This window comes from Thalassobacillus sp. C254 (assembly GCF_001310615.1).
In genome coordinates this window covers 60,371-75,190 of the sequence record NZ_BAXQ01000003.1, presented here as the reverse complement: position 1 = coordinate 75,190, position 14,820 = coordinate 60,371, and the positions used below count along the sequence as shown (strand labels likewise).

Below are 14,820 nucleotides of genomic sequence, written 5' to 3'. Positions count from 1 at the left end.
CTTTTTTTATTCTCTGCTTTCGATATACAAAAAAAGCGGGAGGACAACAACCGGGCAGGAAAATCCCCTCTCAGTTTAATAATTGTGCTAGGTCCTGCTTTTTTACATAAGTATGGTGGAAGAGGAGGGCGAGGGGACCATGAAACGATGGAAGCAGACATTCAAACAGTGGCTTACAAGAGAGATGGACCTTCCTGCCGATGTGTTAATGGACGTTCCGCGTATAACTATGATTGGCCAGCTGCATTTATATATAGAAAATCATCGCGGGGTGCTCCACTTTACCAAGACACAAATCCGCCTCCGCTTAACACAGGGAGAGCTTTTGGTAGAAGGGAAAGAATTTGTGATTAAGTCAATCCTTCCAGAAGAACTGTTGTTAGAGGGAGTAATAGATAAGGTAACATATATTACTGAACAAAACGGTGGGGAGCGCTAATGAAAAATCAATGGATAGAGAGGAAATGGAACGGCACGGTTGTGATTAAGGTAGAGGGTCTTCACCCTGAGAGGTTTATCAACAGCTGTCTGCACCGCAGTATTCCTGTCTGGTCTGTTACTAAAGCAGGCAATGAGATGATAACGTGTCAAGTTAATGTAAAGGACATTAAGCATTTAAGACAAATAGCAAAAGAAACAGAGTGCCGCTTCCAGTTTCAAAAAAGAGAAGGCCTGCCTTTTTTGCTTCAATGGTTCAGAAGAAGACTGGGATTTACTGCAGGAGCATGCTTATTTGTAGTTTTGCTGTATTTATTATCAAATATGGTATGGGACGTTCAAATTGACGGGGCTTCCCCTCAAGTAGAGCATGAGCTAAAAAAGTTGACAGAAGAGATAGGAGTCACCAGGGGAGCGTTTCAATTTACACTTCCCTCTCCTGAAGAACTGCAGCTGCAAGTCACAAATGGCATAGAAGAAGCAACATGGATAGGAGTCGAAGTCAAAGGCACAACCTACCATTTTCACGTTGTCGAGCAAACTCTGCCTGAAGAAGCACAATATGTGAATCCAAGACATTTGGTTGCTAAAAAGAAAGCAGTCGTTCACGATATATTCGTTGAACACGGACAGGCTCAGGTAAAGCCAAACGACTTTGTAAACAAAGGGGATATGCTTGTATCTGGATTTGTTGGAAAGGGAGAATACACAAGCCTGGTAGCAGCGAAAGGGCAGATTCTCGGAGAAATATGGTACAAGGCCGAGGTGGAGGTTCCAAAAAAAGTTGTCATGGAAGGGCTGACAGGAGAGGAAAAACGAAAGTACCTTATTAAGGTATTCGATGTGGACATCCCTTTGTGGGGCTTTACAAGCAAAGAGGCATTTGAAAGTGCGAAAGAAGAAAAAAATGAATCAACAATAACAATAAAAGGTTTTAATCTTCCCTTCTCATGGCAAAAAATAAAATATAGGGAGACAGAGCAGATTATAAAGGAAAACAGCAAGGAAGAAGCATCAAAAGTTGCCGAGATCATGGGCAGGCATGAATTACATTCGAGGCTTCCAGAGGATGCGGAAATAATTGGGGAAAAAGTTTTGCACGAAATTGAAGAGAATGGTAAAGTGAAATTAGTAATTCACTATCAAGTAATTGAAGATATTACATCGGAAGCACCGATCATTCAAGGGGATTGAGAATATTGACGGAAAAACAAGTCATCCAGCTTGATGTAAAAGATAGTAATGAAGCTCAAGCGTTATTTGGACCTGGTGATGTACATTTAAAGCGTATAGAAGAAAAGCTAGACGTCACGCTCATTACCAGAGGAGAGTCGTTAATGGTTGCCGGCACGAAAGAGGAAGCCGGTCTGGTTTCAAATGTACTTGAAGCATTAGTGGAATTGATACGCAAGGGAGTAAATGTCTCTGAGAGAGACGTGGTTTATGCTATTCAACTTGAGCAGGCCGGGCAGTTAGATCAGCTGCTTGATCTCTATCAGGAGAAGATAGCAGTTAACTCCAAGGGAAAACCCATTGTGGTTAAGACCCTTGGACAGAAAGAGTATATTCAAGCGATTCGACAGCGTGATATGGTTTTTGGTATTGGGCCTGCCGGTACCGGAAAAACTATCTTGCAGTGGTCATGGCAGTGAACGCTTTGAAAGAAGGACATGTTAAACGTATTGTTCTCACACGTCTGCTGTAGAAGCAGGGGAAAGCCTTGGTTTTCTTCCAGGTGATTTAAAAGAAAAGGTTGACCCATATCTTCGTCCGCTTTATGATGCTCTTCATGATATATTTGGTGTTGAGCATACCGCTCGTTTAATGGAAAGAGGAACCATAGAAGTTGCACCTCTTGCTATATGCGAGGAAGAACGCTGGAAGATGCCTTTGTTATTTTAGACGAAGCTCAAAACACTACAAAAGAACAAATTAAGATGTTTTTAACGAGACTTGGATTTGGTTCAAAAATGATAGTAAACGGAGATTTAACGCAAATTGACCTTCCAAGAGGTCAACAATCAGGATTGAAGGTAGCCATTGGTATTTTAAAGAATATTGAAGACATTGGGTTTATTTATCTTAAGCAGGCTGATGTCGTGCGACATACGTTAGTCCAGCGTATATTGGATGCTTATGAAACTACAGACCAATCCAAAAAAGAAAAGTAACATCTATGATCTTTCACAAGGCCGGTTCCATTTTGGGGCCGGCCTCGTCTTACATATTGACGGGGATGCATGGTTTGTTGTCTACTGGCCTGTTTATTTGGAGAGGCTTTTGGTAAGAGGTGAAAAAGGTTGAAAAAGAGAACATCCATAGAACATGTTGGATGGTGGAAAAAAGTCAAAAATCAGCGCTATATACGAATTTTGCTATACGTCTTATTGGCTGTTGTTTTGTATGTATCCATGCTCGGCAACGTGATCCCTGACACCTATGAAGTGAGCCTGTCGAGTGTTGCGGAAGAAGATATCCGTTCTCCGGTCACTGTGGAAAATAAAGCTGAGACAGAGTCTAAATATCAAGAAGCATTAAATAGTGTGGATCCTGTGTACGTCCACAAGAGTGACTATGCTCAAAATCAAGTAGAAAAGGTTAATGATGTGTTTGAGCTCGTTGAACAAGTTAGAACTGAGGAAGTGCTGACTATTGATGGAGAAACAGTCACAGATCCGCAAATAGAAGACCAGCTCTCTTATATCCAAGAAATACTTTCATCCGGGTCTAACCGGGGGCTTTCTGAAGAATCTGTGGAAACATATTTAGACGCTACAGACAGTCAGCTGCAGATTGCCAGAGAAACAGTCAAGAACGCTGTCTATGAGTCCATGAGCAGAGTTATCGCTTTAGATGATATCTCCTCTGCAAGAGACGAAGTTGCTGAAAAACTAGCGCTCACGAGCGTAAATCAACGGCTATATGAAGCTATGCTTGAAACAGCCAGGATATCCATTACAGCAAATTATTTATACGATGATGAAGCAACGGAGGAACTGAGACAGGAGATGGTTCAATCTATTGAACCGGTAATGATAAGCGAGGGCCAGCTGATTGTTAAAGAAGGGGAAATTATTAATCATGCTGTTTATGAACAGCTGAGGCTTGCAGGTCTTCTTGATGATACCTTTAATCCTTTCCCATACATCGGCCTGGCTTTATTTGTTCTCCTGATTGTTGGAACCCTTGCTTATTATTTTAAAGAAGCTAATACCACTTTACAGAATAACAACAGCCATTTATTAATGTATGTTCTTATTTTTTTAGTGACTGTAGTGGTAATGAAATCAATAAGCCTCCTTGAAAATCTTGATATGGCCTCTCTGGAACTAATTGTTCCGGCAGCAGTAGGCAGTATGTTAATCACCAGTCTTATCCACTTTAGGGTAGGCCTCATGACCAGCATGATGTTTGCTTTGGTTGCCAGTGTCATTTTTAATCATGTGCTGTAGGGACGTTAAATTTTACTACAGGGGTTTATATCTTATTCAGCTGTTTTGCCGGGGCTTTTTTTCTTGGAAAAGATAATCGCATCGTAAGAATCCTACAAGCAGGATTGTTTGTATCCTTAATCAATATCATTACTATTACAGCCCTCCACATGATGAAAGGAGGGTTTGGCAGCTGGTTTGATTACGGAACGGCCATTTCCTTTGCCTTTATTTCAGGGTTTTTTGCTGCAGTGCTTACCCTGGGGCTCATGCCATTTTTTGAAACCGGGTTTGGCATTCTTTCCAGAACAAAGCTCATTGAACTTTCCAGCCCTAACCATCCCCTGCTGCGTAAGATCCTGCTTGAAGCACCAGGAACTTACCACCACAGTGTGATGGTTGCAAATCTTGCGGATTCTGCGTGTGAAGCTATTGGAGCACACGGACTCCTGGCCAGGGTAGGTGCGTATTACCATGATATAGGTAAAACGAGGCGCCCGCACTTTTTTATTGAAAATCAGATGAAGATTGACAATCCTCATAACAAAATTTCACCGCAATTAAGTAAAACGATTATCATTCTCATCCATATGATGGTTCGAAAATGCTTAAGGAGTACAAAATGCCAAAAGAAATAATAGACATTGCAGAACAGCATCACGGCACAAGTCTGCTTAAGTACTTCTATTTCAAAGCAAATGAACAAAGTCAGCAGAAAGTCCCAGAGTCTCAATTTAGATACCCTGGACCTAAAGCACAATTTAAAGAGTCTGCTATTGTAGGGATCGCAGATTGCATAGAGGCAGCTGTCCGGTCGATGACAAAACCAACGCCTGATAAAATCGAACAGCTCGTTAAAAAAATTATTAGAGAACGGCTTGAAGATGGCCAGTTTGATGAATGCGATCTGACGTTAAAAGAGTTGGACCTCATAGCCAAATCTATCTGTGAAACACTTCAGGGAACCTTTCATTCACGCATTGAGTACCAGAGGAAGGGAAGAATAAAGGCAAGAACAAAGGAGGAAAAGAATGACCTACATCATAGACCTATTAGATGAAACGGAGAGCCTGGCTCAGGAGAAACAGGAACTGGTGAGACGAATAGTTGAATCTGCCTGTCTACAGGAAAATGTTCCAGCTGAAACAGAGGTTTCGGTAACATTTGTAGATAATCAGGCGATCCAAGACATTAATCGTGAGTACAGAGGAAAGGATTACGCAACAGATGTTATTTCTTTTGCTTTAGACGAAGGAGAAGAAGGTCCTGTTGATCCATCCGTTCCCAACCTTTTAGGAGATATAATCATCAGTGTTCCTAAAGCAGAGGAACAAGCTGCCGCCTATGGGCACTCCTTCGAAAGAGAGCTTGGCTTCCTGGCCGTTCATGGTGTGCTCCATCTCTTAGGCTACATCCATGAGACCGAAGAACAGGAAAAGCAAATGATTTCCCGTCAGGAAGAAATACTGAAAGCTTATGGGCTTGAAAGGTAAAGGCAACATAAGGTGGCGGCGTCTATTTCACTCTTTTAGATTTGCTTCCTACGGGATAAAGCATGTAATCATACACGAACAAAACATGAGGATTCACCTGGCAGCTGGTATCTTAGTTTTGCTCGCAGGTTTTTTGTTAGGGATCCCAAAAGTTCACTGGTTACTGTTACTCCTCACCATAGGAGGAGTCTGGTCTTTAGAGATATTAAACACGGCCATAGAACGAACGGTAGATCTGGTTACTGATGAGTATCATCCTTTGGCAAAAGCCGCCAAAGACATCGCAGCAGCCGGAGTATTTGTTTTTAGCTTGATAGCTGTCATTGTTGGTATTGTGATCTTCCTGGAGCCGCTTAGAAATTTATTTATAAAGTAAGCTCTGTGAAAGGTATTTGTTTTGTTCTTGTGCAGTCCTGCTGTTATCCCTCCCTGTCCGTAAAAAGAGACAGAATGCAGCAAATGTGAAGCGTACAAGCGTTTACAGAGCTATAAAAGTATAAGATCAGCTGCTGTTACGATAAAGGGAGAGGAGTCGAGAAAACATTCATGTGGAAAAGCTTTCAAAAAAATATTCTTGCCGGCTTGATATTTCTACTGCCTGCGATTGCTACAATATACGTCCTGCAATTTCTTTTTTCTTTAATTGATGCTTTTCTCGGTTCATTTATCACTGATGTCCTTCGGACGTTGAACGTCATAACAGTAGAAGATGGAAGCATTCATTTTCTGGGAATTTACACTCCCTTCACAGAACGTCTTCTCGGTATAGGCTTTGTGTTGACAATCATTTTAATTACGTGGATCGGTTCAATGCGTATTAAAGGCCAGGGAGCTCCTGTATTTACTTCCATTGACCGTACGTTTAGAAAGATACCGATTGCAAGCTCCATTTACACGTCGGTGGAGCAGGTCGTCCATGCGTTTGCCCAGGAACGGTCTTCGTTTCAGCGGGTTGTTCTGTTGGAGTACCCTAGAAAAGGCTTATATACTTGGATTTTTAACCGGGGAATCAAAGGGAGAGGTTCAGAGGCTGACAAATAAAGAGTGCATTAATGTTTTTCTCCCTACTACACCAAATCCAACATCGGGCTGGCTAGTCCTTGTTCCAAAAGAAGATGTGAAAATTCTTGAAATGACAGTGGAACAAGGGTTAAAATTTATTATTTCAGGAGGTGTGGTAGTTCCTCCTGACCCAGAGACGCCACAAAGAGATACTTACGTTGAAGAAGATTTAAAAAACAAAAGGTTAGTCATTAACGTGAAGGGCAAGAAAGAAAGGAGAAATCGCGATGAATGATAAAGAACTTATCCAAAAAGCAATCGAAGCACGAAATAATGCATACGTCCCTTATTCACATTTCCCTGTAGGTGCTGCTGTGCTGACTGATAATAAAGAAGTCTATATTGGCTGTAATATTGAAAATGCTTCGTTTGGTTTAACAAATTGTGCAGAACGTACGGCAGTCTTTAAAGCGGTATCTGAGGGAAGCAGCAATATTACAGCAGTAGCCGTTGTCGCAGATACTGATGGTCCTGTTTCGCCTTGCGGAGCATGTCGCCAGGTGCTATCTGAATTTCTCCCTCCAAACGGTAAGGTTATATTAACCAATTTAAAGGGAGACACAGAAACGACCACAATCAATGAGCTGCTGCCAGGAGCTTTTGGAGCGGAGGATTTTTATGAGTAACCAGCCATTTAAATCTGGATTTGTAGCATTGATTGGCCGTCCTAATGTTGGTAAATCAACGCTTCTCAATTATGTCATTGGACAAAAGATTGCCATTATGAGCGATAAACCGCAAACAACCAGAAATAAAATCCAGGGAGTGTATACTTCAGACGATGCTCAAATTATTTTTATAGATACTCCAGGAATTCATAAACCTAAACATCGACTTGGCGATTTCATGGTAAAAGCAGCTACCACGACAATCAAAGAAGTGGATCTGGTTATGTTTCTAGTCGATGCTACAGAACCGTTTGGCTCGGGGGAGCAATTTATCTTGTCCAGGTTGGAAAGTAGTTCAACCCCGGTGTTTTTAGTTATTAATAAGATTGATTTAATCCACCCTGATGAACTATTTGAAAAAATAGCAGCCTATAAGGATCGTTTCCCGTTTGCAGAGGTCATTCCTGTCTCTGCTCTGCAAGGAAACAATGTTCCTACTCTCATTGATCAAATAAAAGCCTACCTTGAGGAGGGGCCTCAATTTTATCCGGCTGATCAAATCACGGACCATCCAGAGCGGTTTGTGGTCAGTGAGTTAATCAGAGAAAAAGTTCTTCATTTAACAAGAGATGAAATCCCACATTCCATAGCAGTTGGAATCGAAGAAATGAAAGAGCGGGAGGAAGGCACAATTTATGCTGCTGCCACCATTATTGTGGAAAGAAGCTCTCAAAAAGGAATCATTATAGGAAAGCAGGGGAAAATGCTTAAAGAAATAGGCCAGAGGGCACGGGAGGATATTGAAGCTCTACTTGGGTCGAAAGTATTTTTAGATTTATGGGTAAAAGTACAAAAAGATTGGCGTAATAAAAAGTTCCATTTAAGTGAGCATGGCTATCGTGAAGACGAATATTAAGAGAAAAAAGACAATGGCAATATTTGGATGCCATTGTCTTTTTATAAAAAAATTATTATGATAATGATAAATAAACATTGTTAGGAATACTTTTTTGTTTTCGAAATTTTTTGTATTTTCGGTGTAAACTATACAAATAGGGTAATAAGAAACCATCAACTTATCAAACATTATATGTTATTCTTTTTTCTGTATTTTATGTGCAAGTAAAGTTGTCAATTTTTCCATAACATTGTTACAGGTAAACGAGGTCATCCTAAGAGTGCAGGCTTACTTTTAACTGCTTCAAAAAAGGAGTGTTAAGAACATGTTGGATTTCTCTTGGAAGGTATTTTCCATAACTGGGAATGTAGATACGTACCTCTTGATTAAGGAGATTGAACAGGACATGGGAACTGAGGAGGCCCTGCCTCTTAGTGAGGAAAACACACCACTTGATAGTACACCGAATTAACCCTCGTTTGCCGTCACTTACGAAGAATGAGGAGAAGTAATTTATGCTTGATAAAGCGGAAGGAATAGTTCTTCGCACCATTTCCTATGGGGAATCAAATGTCATAGTCACGTTGTTCACGAGGGAAGCAGGTAAAATAGCCGTGATGGCTAAGGGGGCAAAGAAGCCAAAAAGCAGGCTTGCCTCCATTACTCAGCCTTTTATGTATGGAATGTTTTTATATTACAAAGGATCTGGAATGAGTACGTTAAGCCAAGGTGATCCTGTGAATTCCTTTAAGCTGCTCAGGGCAGATATTAATAAAACTGCCTATGCCTCTTACTTTGTAGAAATGGTCGATAAACTCACCGAAGAGAAGGAAAGAAATCCTTATTTGTTCGAGTTGCTTCTGCAGCTGCTTCAATACTTAAATGAAGAAATGGATGAAGAAGTGCTGATGCGCATCTTTGAAACAAAAATGACAGCAGTTGCGGGAATAAAACCTGAATTAGACCATTGTGCAAGCTGCCAGAACAAAGAAGGGGAGTTTTCATTTTCCGTTAAGGAAGCAGGATTTCTTTGCAGGCAGTGTGCTCATATTGATGAAAAGATAATCCCTATCAGCCAGCAGACCGTCAGGCTGCTGCGTCTTTTCTTTTATATGGATATCGCAAGGCTTGGCACGGTTTCGTTAAAGCAGGAAACAAAGGATCAGCTAAAGACTGTACTTGAGACATATTATGACGAATACTCCGGGCTTCACTTAAAGAGCAAAAGGTTTCTTAGCCAACTTGAAAAATGGAAGCTGTAAGGACTTATAAGAAAACTTGACAGCCTATGAACCTTTCAAGTATGATTCAAATAAATTCATATGGTGCGAAGACAGAGAGTAGTAAGTACCCTCTTTACCTAAAAGCGAGCGTGGATGGTGGAAGCCGCGCGGTAAATGGTAGTGAAGGCGTTCTTGAGCACAGACGATGAGAAGCGGCTGTTTTCTGATGAAACAGCAAGTAGGGTGGAACCGCGGGTCGAGACGAAACCCGTCCCTATGCCAAATGATGGCATGGGGACGGGTTTTTTGTGATGACAGGACTCTATTTGCAGGAGATTGCCAAGTAACAGCCACTCCATCGCACGAGTACAAATATACCCTTAAGGAGGGATAGCGATGAATGTACAAGATATGATCTTAACATTGCAGAACTTTTGGTCTAAACAAAATTGCCTCGTAATGCAGGCATATGATGTAGAAAAAGGCGCTGGCACGCTAAATCCAATGACTTTTTTGCGGAGCATAGGGCCGGAACCATGGAATGTGGCTTATGTAGAGCCATCTAGACGTCCTGCGGATGGAAGGTATGGAGAAAATCCTAACAGGCTTTACCAGCATCATCAATTCCAAGTAATTATGAAACCTTCTCCATCCAATATCCAGGAATTGTACTTGCAAAGCCTTGAACAGCTGGGTATCAATCCAAGAGAACATGACATTCGCTTTGTTGAGGATAACTGGGAACACCCTGCTTTGAGTGCCTGGGGGCTAGGATGGGAAGTATGGCTGGATGGAATGGAAATCACTCAATTTACATATTTTCAACAGGTAGGCGGCATTGATGCTGACCCTGTCGCTGTGGAAATAACGTATGGTATTGAGCGGCTCGCGTCGTATATCCAGGATAAAGAAAACGTTTTTGATTTGGTGTGGGTGGACGGATTCACCTACGGGGATATCTTTTTGCAGCCTGAATATGAGCATTCAAAATATACCTTTGAAATTGCCGATCATGAAATGCTTTTTAATGAATTTACCACATACGAAAAAGAGGCCGAAAGAGCATTACAGGAAGGTCTGGTTTACCCGGCCTATGATTACGTTTTAAAATGCTCCATGTGTTTAACCTTCTAGACGCAGGTGGAGCCATTTCTGTGACGGAAAGAACCGGTTATATAGGGAGAGTAAGAAATCTTGCCAGGAAATGCGCAAAAACTCACTTAGAGGCAAGAGAACGTTTAGGGTTTCCTTTGTTAAACGATAAGGAGGGGACAACTTATGAGTAATCAGGATTTTTTATTAGAAATCGGGCTAGAGGAAATGCCGGCCCGTTTTGTAACCGGAGCAATGTATCAATTAAAAGAAAAAGTTTCTGGCTGGCTGAATGAACAACGGCTGGAATTTTCCGAGGTCCAGGCTTTCTCTACTCCTCGGCGTCTTGCTGTTGTGGTAACCGACCTTGCAGGCAGGCAGGGGGATGTAGTTGAAGAAGCAAGAGGGCCGGCAAAGAAAATAGCTGTCGCTGAGGACGGAAGCTGGACGAAAGCAGCACAAGGATTTGCCAGAGGTCAAGGGATAGACCCTGATCAATTATTTGTAAAAGAAGTAAAAGGCACGGAGTACTTATTTGCGAAAAAAGAAATTGCAGGCAAAGAAACAAAAGAGCTCCTTTCTCAAATGGAAAGCTTAATTACAGGTATGAGTTTTCCAAAGAATATGAAGTGGGGAACACAAAACCTACGTTATGTAAGGCCGATCCATTGGATTATTGCTTTATATGGCTCTGAAGTGATTCCTTTCTCTATTACAGACGTACAAACAGGAAACATGACTAGAGGACATCGTTTTTTGGGGAATGAAAAAGTTATAGAAGAGCCCGGACAATATAAAGAAGCCTTATTAAGCGAATTTGTCATCGCTGATCCACAAGAAAGAAAAGAAGCTGTCAGAAAGCAAATAAAAATGATCGAAGAAGAAAAAGGCTGGAAAATTCCTATTAAAGAAGAGTTGCTTGAAGAAGTCAACAATTTAATTGAATATCCTACGGCACTATACGGAAGTTTTGATGAAGATTTTCTGGCAATACCGGATGAAGTCCTGATTACCTCAATGCGAGAGCACCAGCGATATTTTTCAGTGGAAAACAAAGAAGGAAAGCTCCTTCCCCATTTTGTTACAGTGAGAAATGGGAATGATGAACACCTCGAGAATGTACAAAAAGGAAATGAAAAAGTACTCCGGGCCAGACTTTCAGATTCTGCTTTCTTTTATAAAGAAGACCAGAAAAAGAAGCCTGACCAATGTGTAGAGCAATTAGACAACATCGTCTACCATGAAGACTTAGGCTCAATCGGTGATAAAGTCCGCCGGATCGAAAAGCTTACAGATGCCCTTGGAAAGGGCATTAATCTCAGTGACACTGTAGTCAGCCAAGCGGTACGAGCGGCTCACCTGGCCAAGTTTGACCTGGTAACTCATATGGTAGATGAGTTTCCTGAACTTCAGGGATTTATGGGCGAGAAGTATGCTCTCTTGGCAGGAGAAGAAAAGGAAGTCGCAGCTGCTGTAAACGAGCATTATAGTCCTCGCTTTGCCGGTGACAGCGTACCAGAAAGTATTCAGGGAGCACTGGTAGGGATTGCTGATAAGATTGATACAATCGTTGGATGTTTCGGTATAGGGTTAATTCCTACCGGTTCCCAGGACCCTTATGGTTTGAGACGACAGGCGGCAGGCGTTGTCCAGACAGCTGTAGAATACCGCCTGGATCTTAATTTAGAGGAAATTATCCAGCTCTCTCTTACTACAACAGAGCAGGCTGGACTTTTGAAAATGGATCGTAAAGTCACAGCAAAAGAAGTACTTGAATTCTTTGGTCTGCGTATCAAAAATCTGCTTACTGAACGTGGAGTTCGTTATGATATTGTTGATGCCGTCCTTCCCGGGCAATACGGAAAGCTTGATGTTCTTCTCAGTAAAGCAGAGTTTCTAAACAAAAAAGCAGATGAAGACGAGTTCAAACAAACGGTTGAAGCTTTAAGCCGAATCACCAATATCGCTAAAAAAGCTCAACAACTAGAGAACTCAATTGAGGAGGACCTATTTGAAAGTGAGGAAGAGAAGACCTTATACACCGCTTATCAAAAGCTAAAGGTTACGCTGCCAGGCCTTTTGAAGGAAGGGCGTATTGAGGAAGCTTATGAGCAGCTGTCTTCGTTGGAAGAGACCATTAATAACTATTTTGATAATGTAATGGTTATGACTGAAAATGAAGCGGTGAAAGAAAACAGGCTGACCCAGATGAATCATCTGTCTGAAGAAATCAAAAAGTTTGCTTCCTTTCAACATATTGTCTTTCCATAAACTAAAAACAAATGTCCTTCTAAAATAAAATAAGCGAAAAGTTTTTCACTCCCTGCTCAATAAGATATAATATATGAAGAAATAGCATAACACATTGTGCTATGAAGGCGGTGATGAAAATCGAACTGACAGGGAGACAAGAACAGATTATTGATATTGTGAAAAACAGCGGCCCTATTACCGGGGAGCAGATTGCAGAGAAACTGTCTCTGACGCGAGCCACACTGCGTCCAGATTTAGCCATTTTAACTATGTCTGGATTTTTGGACGCAAGGCCGCGCGTCGGTTATTTCTATACAGGCAAAACTGGTTCGCAGCTTTTAACAGAAAAGGTAAAGCAGATTACCGTGCAGGAATATCAGTCAATTCCAGTCGTGGTTAATCAGTCCTCGTCGGTATATGATGCGATCTGTACGATGTTTTTAGAGGATGTTGGCACGTTGTTTGTTGTGGATGAATATTCCACACTAATAGGAGTGCTTTCAAGAAAAGATTTGCTTCGCACCAGCCTGGGGAAACAGGATTTGGAAGCCGTGCCTGTGAGTATTATCATGACACGTATGCCAAATATTACAGTGTGCCAAAAAGATGATCTTATTATTGATGTGGCACAAAAGCTGATAGATAAGCAAATAGATGCTTTGCCAGTGGTCAAGGAAGTGGACAGAGGAACGAAGGTTGAAGTTATTGGGAGATTAACAAAAACAAACATTACGAAAGTGCTCGTTGATCTAGCATATGATGAGCTATATAGAAGGAATGAATGATGGATAGTGAAAAATGAGGAGGATTTCAATGGAGGAGATTAATCAACGCCCCATTGTCTATGTGGTTTCAGATTCAGTGGGCGAAACAGCTGAATTGGTAGTAAAAGCCGCTGCAAGCCAATTTGGTGATAAAGGGATGGAGGTTCGCCGAATTCCATATGTGGAAGATGAAGGCACCATTGAAGAGGTTATTTTACTGGCAAAAGAAGCCCAGGCTCTTATTGCCTTTACATTGGTCATCCCTGAGAAAAACATATATCTCCAGAGAAGAGCTAATGAAGAGGGAGTAGAAACCGTGGATATTATGGGCCCTGTGCTTAAGAAAATGAGCAAAATTACAAATAGTGAGCCCAAATATGAACCGGGTCTGGTCTATCGCCTTGATGAGGATTATTTTAGAAAAGTAGAGGCGATAGAATTTGCTGTGAAGTATGATGACGGCCGTGACCCAAAGATTATACGAGCAGATATTGTTTTGATTGGTGTGTCGCGAACCTCCAAAACTCCCTTGTCCCAATATTTAGCCCACAAGCGGTTAAAAGTGGCGAATGTTCCGCTTGTTCCTGAAGTTGAACCACCAGAAGAGCTTTTTAACGTCTCTCCAAAAAAATGTATAGGTTTAAAAATCAGTGCGGAAAAATTAAATGGGATTCGTTCAGAACGGTTGAAATCACTTGGTTTAAAAGCCGAAGCTAATTATGCAAATATCGAGAGAATTAAAGATGAATTGGAATATTCTTCTAAAATCATGGATAAGATTGGTTGTACGGTTATCGATGTATCCAATAAGGCAGTAGAAGAAACTGCTAACTTAATTTCAAACATGTTTCAAAAATCCTAAGAAAAGTAAGAGTGCAGAAGATACGTTCTGCACTCTTTTCACTTCAAAAAAATTAAGAAATTTATACACATAGTATAATTTCTAGTGGTATTTTTTCACTTTTTAAATTATAATGAAATGTTGTGTGTAATGAGATAATAAGTAAGTAAAGTAAGTAAATCAAAAAAGTAATTTTCCAATAACAAGGAGGATTTCCATTACAATTGTAGAATACTCTGAAATGCGACAAAAATCGATAACCATTTATGTTGATGCTGATGCTTGTCCTGTAAAAAAAGAAATTGATAAGCTGGCGGTGGAGCATGGAGCGGAAGCCGTTTTTGTGGCCAGCTATTCCCATTTTTCGTCTGATAAGTATAAAGGAAAACTTATCACGGTAGACGCTGAACCTGAGGCTGCTGATTTATATATCGTTAACCATGCAAAGAAAAACGATGTAGTGATCACTCAGGATAATGGTCTGGCTGCTATGCTATTACACAATGGAACCAAGGTGATTTCATTTCGAGGCAAAGAGTGGAAGAATGAAGATACAGATGCTCTTTTACTTGGAAGGCTTCAGGGAATTCAGGCAAAAAAACAAAAGAAGATGAGATTGAAAGGACCTCCGCCTTTTAGTCAATCGGACCGGAACAATTTTACTGAGACATTAAGCAGAATACTTAAAGAGTGAATCTTAAGAAGATCAGGTGAGGA

General features: G+C 41.1%; 17 protein-coding genes and 3 pseudogenes. All 20 read left to right on the top strand.

What is annotated here, in order from left to right; all coding sequences use genetic code 11:
- Positions 1 to 139 precede the first annotated feature (139 nt).
- The 20 genes and pseudogenes from yqfC (at position 140) to JCM19033_RS04825 (ending at position 14,797) form a co-directional block, all read left to right on the top strand.
- Positions 140 to 439: a sporulation protein YqfC gene (gene yqfC / locus JCM19033_RS04895; protein ID WP_054635481.1), complete on the top strand. Its 300-nt coding sequence runs from the start codon at positions 140 to 142 to the stop codon at positions 437 to 439.
- Positions 439 to 1,632, top strand: a complete 1,194-nt coding sequence (yqfD, locus tag JCM19033_RS04890; RefSeq protein ID WP_054635480.1) for a sporulation protein YqfD — start codon at positions 439 to 441, stop codon at positions 1,630 to 1,632. The genes yqfC and yqfD overlap by 1 nt, the downstream gene beginning before the upstream one ends.
- A gap of 2 nt (positions 1,633 to 1,634) precedes the next feature.
- Positions 1,635 to 2,609 (top strand): annotated as a pseudogene (locus tag JCM19033_RS04885) (PhoH family protein).
- Between the two features lie 129 nt (positions 2,610 to 2,738).
- Positions 2,739 to 3,890, top strand: coding sequence for a hypothetical protein (locus JCM19033_RS27125; RefSeq protein WP_306301226.1), 1,152 nt, complete (start codon positions 2,739 to 2,741; stop codon positions 3,888 to 3,890).
- A gap of 29 nt (positions 3,891 to 3,919) precedes the next feature.
- On the top strand, positions 3,920 to 4,507 hold the full coding sequence (locus JCM19033_RS27120; RefSeq protein ID WP_306301253.1) for an HDIG domain-containing metalloprotein: 588 nt from the start codon (positions 3,920 to 3,922) through the stop codon (positions 4,505 to 4,507).
- Positions 4,492 to 4,929, top strand: a complete 438-nt coding sequence (locus tag JCM19033_RS27115; RefSeq protein ID WP_306301225.1) for a hypothetical protein — start codon at positions 4,492 to 4,494, stop codon at positions 4,927 to 4,929. The genes JCM19033_RS27120 and JCM19033_RS27115 overlap by 16 nt, the downstream gene beginning before the upstream one ends.
- Positions 4,901 to 5,362: an rRNA maturation RNase YbeY gene (gene ybeY / locus JCM19033_RS04875; protein ID WP_054635479.1), complete on the top strand. Its 462-nt coding sequence runs from the start codon at positions 4,901 to 4,903 to the stop codon at positions 5,360 to 5,362. Before JCM19033_RS27115 ends, ybeY begins: the two co-directional genes overlap by 29 nt.
- Positions 5,346 to 5,738, top strand: coding sequence for a diacylglycerol kinase family protein (locus JCM19033_RS04870; RefSeq protein WP_054635478.1), 393 nt, complete (start codon positions 5,346 to 5,348; stop codon positions 5,736 to 5,738). Before ybeY ends, JCM19033_RS04870 begins: the two co-directional genes overlap by 17 nt.
- 170 nt (positions 5,739 to 5,908) lie before the next feature.
- A pseudogene (locus JCM19033_RS04865) lies at positions 5,909 to 6,389 on the top strand (DUF502 domain-containing protein); the annotation flags it as partial.
- A 90-nt stretch (positions 6,390 to 6,479) separates the two neighbouring features.
- A complete protein-coding gene (locus JCM19033_RS27940) occupies positions 6,480 to 6,659 on the top strand; it encodes a hypothetical protein (RefSeq protein WP_374701201.1) in 180 nt (59 codons plus the stop codon).
- Positions 6,652 to 7,050, top strand: a complete 399-nt coding sequence (locus JCM19033_RS04860; RefSeq protein WP_054635477.1) for a cytidine deaminase — start codon at positions 6,652 to 6,654, stop codon at positions 7,048 to 7,050. The genes JCM19033_RS27940 and JCM19033_RS04860 overlap by 8 nt, the downstream gene beginning before the upstream one ends.
- The gene (gene era / locus JCM19033_RS04855) at positions 7,043 to 7,948 is read left to right on the top strand and encodes a GTPase Era (protein WP_054635476.1); all 906 of its coding nucleotides are present in this window, start codon (positions 7,043 to 7,045) and stop codon (positions 7,946 to 7,948) included. The genes JCM19033_RS04860 and era overlap by 8 nt, the downstream gene beginning before the upstream one ends.
- 307 nt (positions 7,949 to 8,255) lie before the next feature.
- The gene (locus JCM19033_RS21935) at positions 8,256 to 8,402 is read left to right on the top strand and encodes a YqzL family protein (protein WP_083465269.1); all 147 of its coding nucleotides are present in this window, start codon (positions 8,256 to 8,258) and stop codon (positions 8,400 to 8,402) included.
- A gap of 43 nt (positions 8,403 to 8,445) precedes the next feature.
- The gene (gene recO, locus JCM19033_RS04850) at positions 8,446 to 9,192 is read left to right on the top strand and encodes a DNA repair protein RecO (RefSeq protein ID WP_054635475.1); all 747 of its coding nucleotides are present in this window, start codon (positions 8,446 to 8,448) and stop codon (positions 9,190 to 9,192) included.
- Positions 9,193 to 9,333: 141 nt separating this feature from the next.
- The gene (locus JCM19033_RS25055) at positions 9,334 to 9,465 is read left to right on the top strand and encodes a hypothetical protein (protein WP_269757969.1); all 132 of its coding nucleotides are present in this window, start codon (positions 9,334 to 9,336) and stop codon (positions 9,463 to 9,465) included.
- Positions 9,466 to 9,549: 84 nt separating this feature from the next.
- Positions 9,550 to 10,439 (top strand): annotated as a pseudogene (gene glyQ / locus JCM19033_RS04845) (glycine--tRNA ligase subunit alpha).
- Complete coding sequence (gene glyS, locus JCM19033_RS04840) at positions 10,432 to 12,516, top strand: glycine--tRNA ligase subunit beta (protein ID WP_054635474.1); 2,085 nt, start codon at positions 10,432 to 10,434, stop codon at positions 12,514 to 12,516. Before glyQ ends, glyS begins: the two are co-directional and overlap by 8 nt.
- Positions 12,517 to 12,617: 101 nt before the next feature.
- On the top strand, positions 12,618 to 13,283 hold the full coding sequence (locus JCM19033_RS04835; RefSeq protein WP_083465268.1) for a helix-turn-helix transcriptional regulator: 666 nt from the start codon (positions 12,618 to 12,620) through the stop codon (positions 13,281 to 13,283).
- Positions 13,284 to 13,311: 28 nt separating this feature from the next.
- On the top strand, positions 13,312 to 14,124 hold the full coding sequence (locus tag JCM19033_RS04830; protein WP_054635472.1) for a pyruvate, water dikinase regulatory protein: 813 nt from the start codon (positions 13,312 to 13,314) through the stop codon (positions 14,122 to 14,124).
- A gap of 220 nt (positions 14,125 to 14,344) precedes the next feature.
- Positions 14,345 to 14,797, top strand: coding sequence for a DUF188 domain-containing protein (locus JCM19033_RS04825; protein ID WP_054635471.1), 453 nt, complete (start codon positions 14,345 to 14,347; stop codon positions 14,795 to 14,797).
- The last annotated feature ends 23 nt before the right edge of the window (positions 14,798 to 14,820 follow it).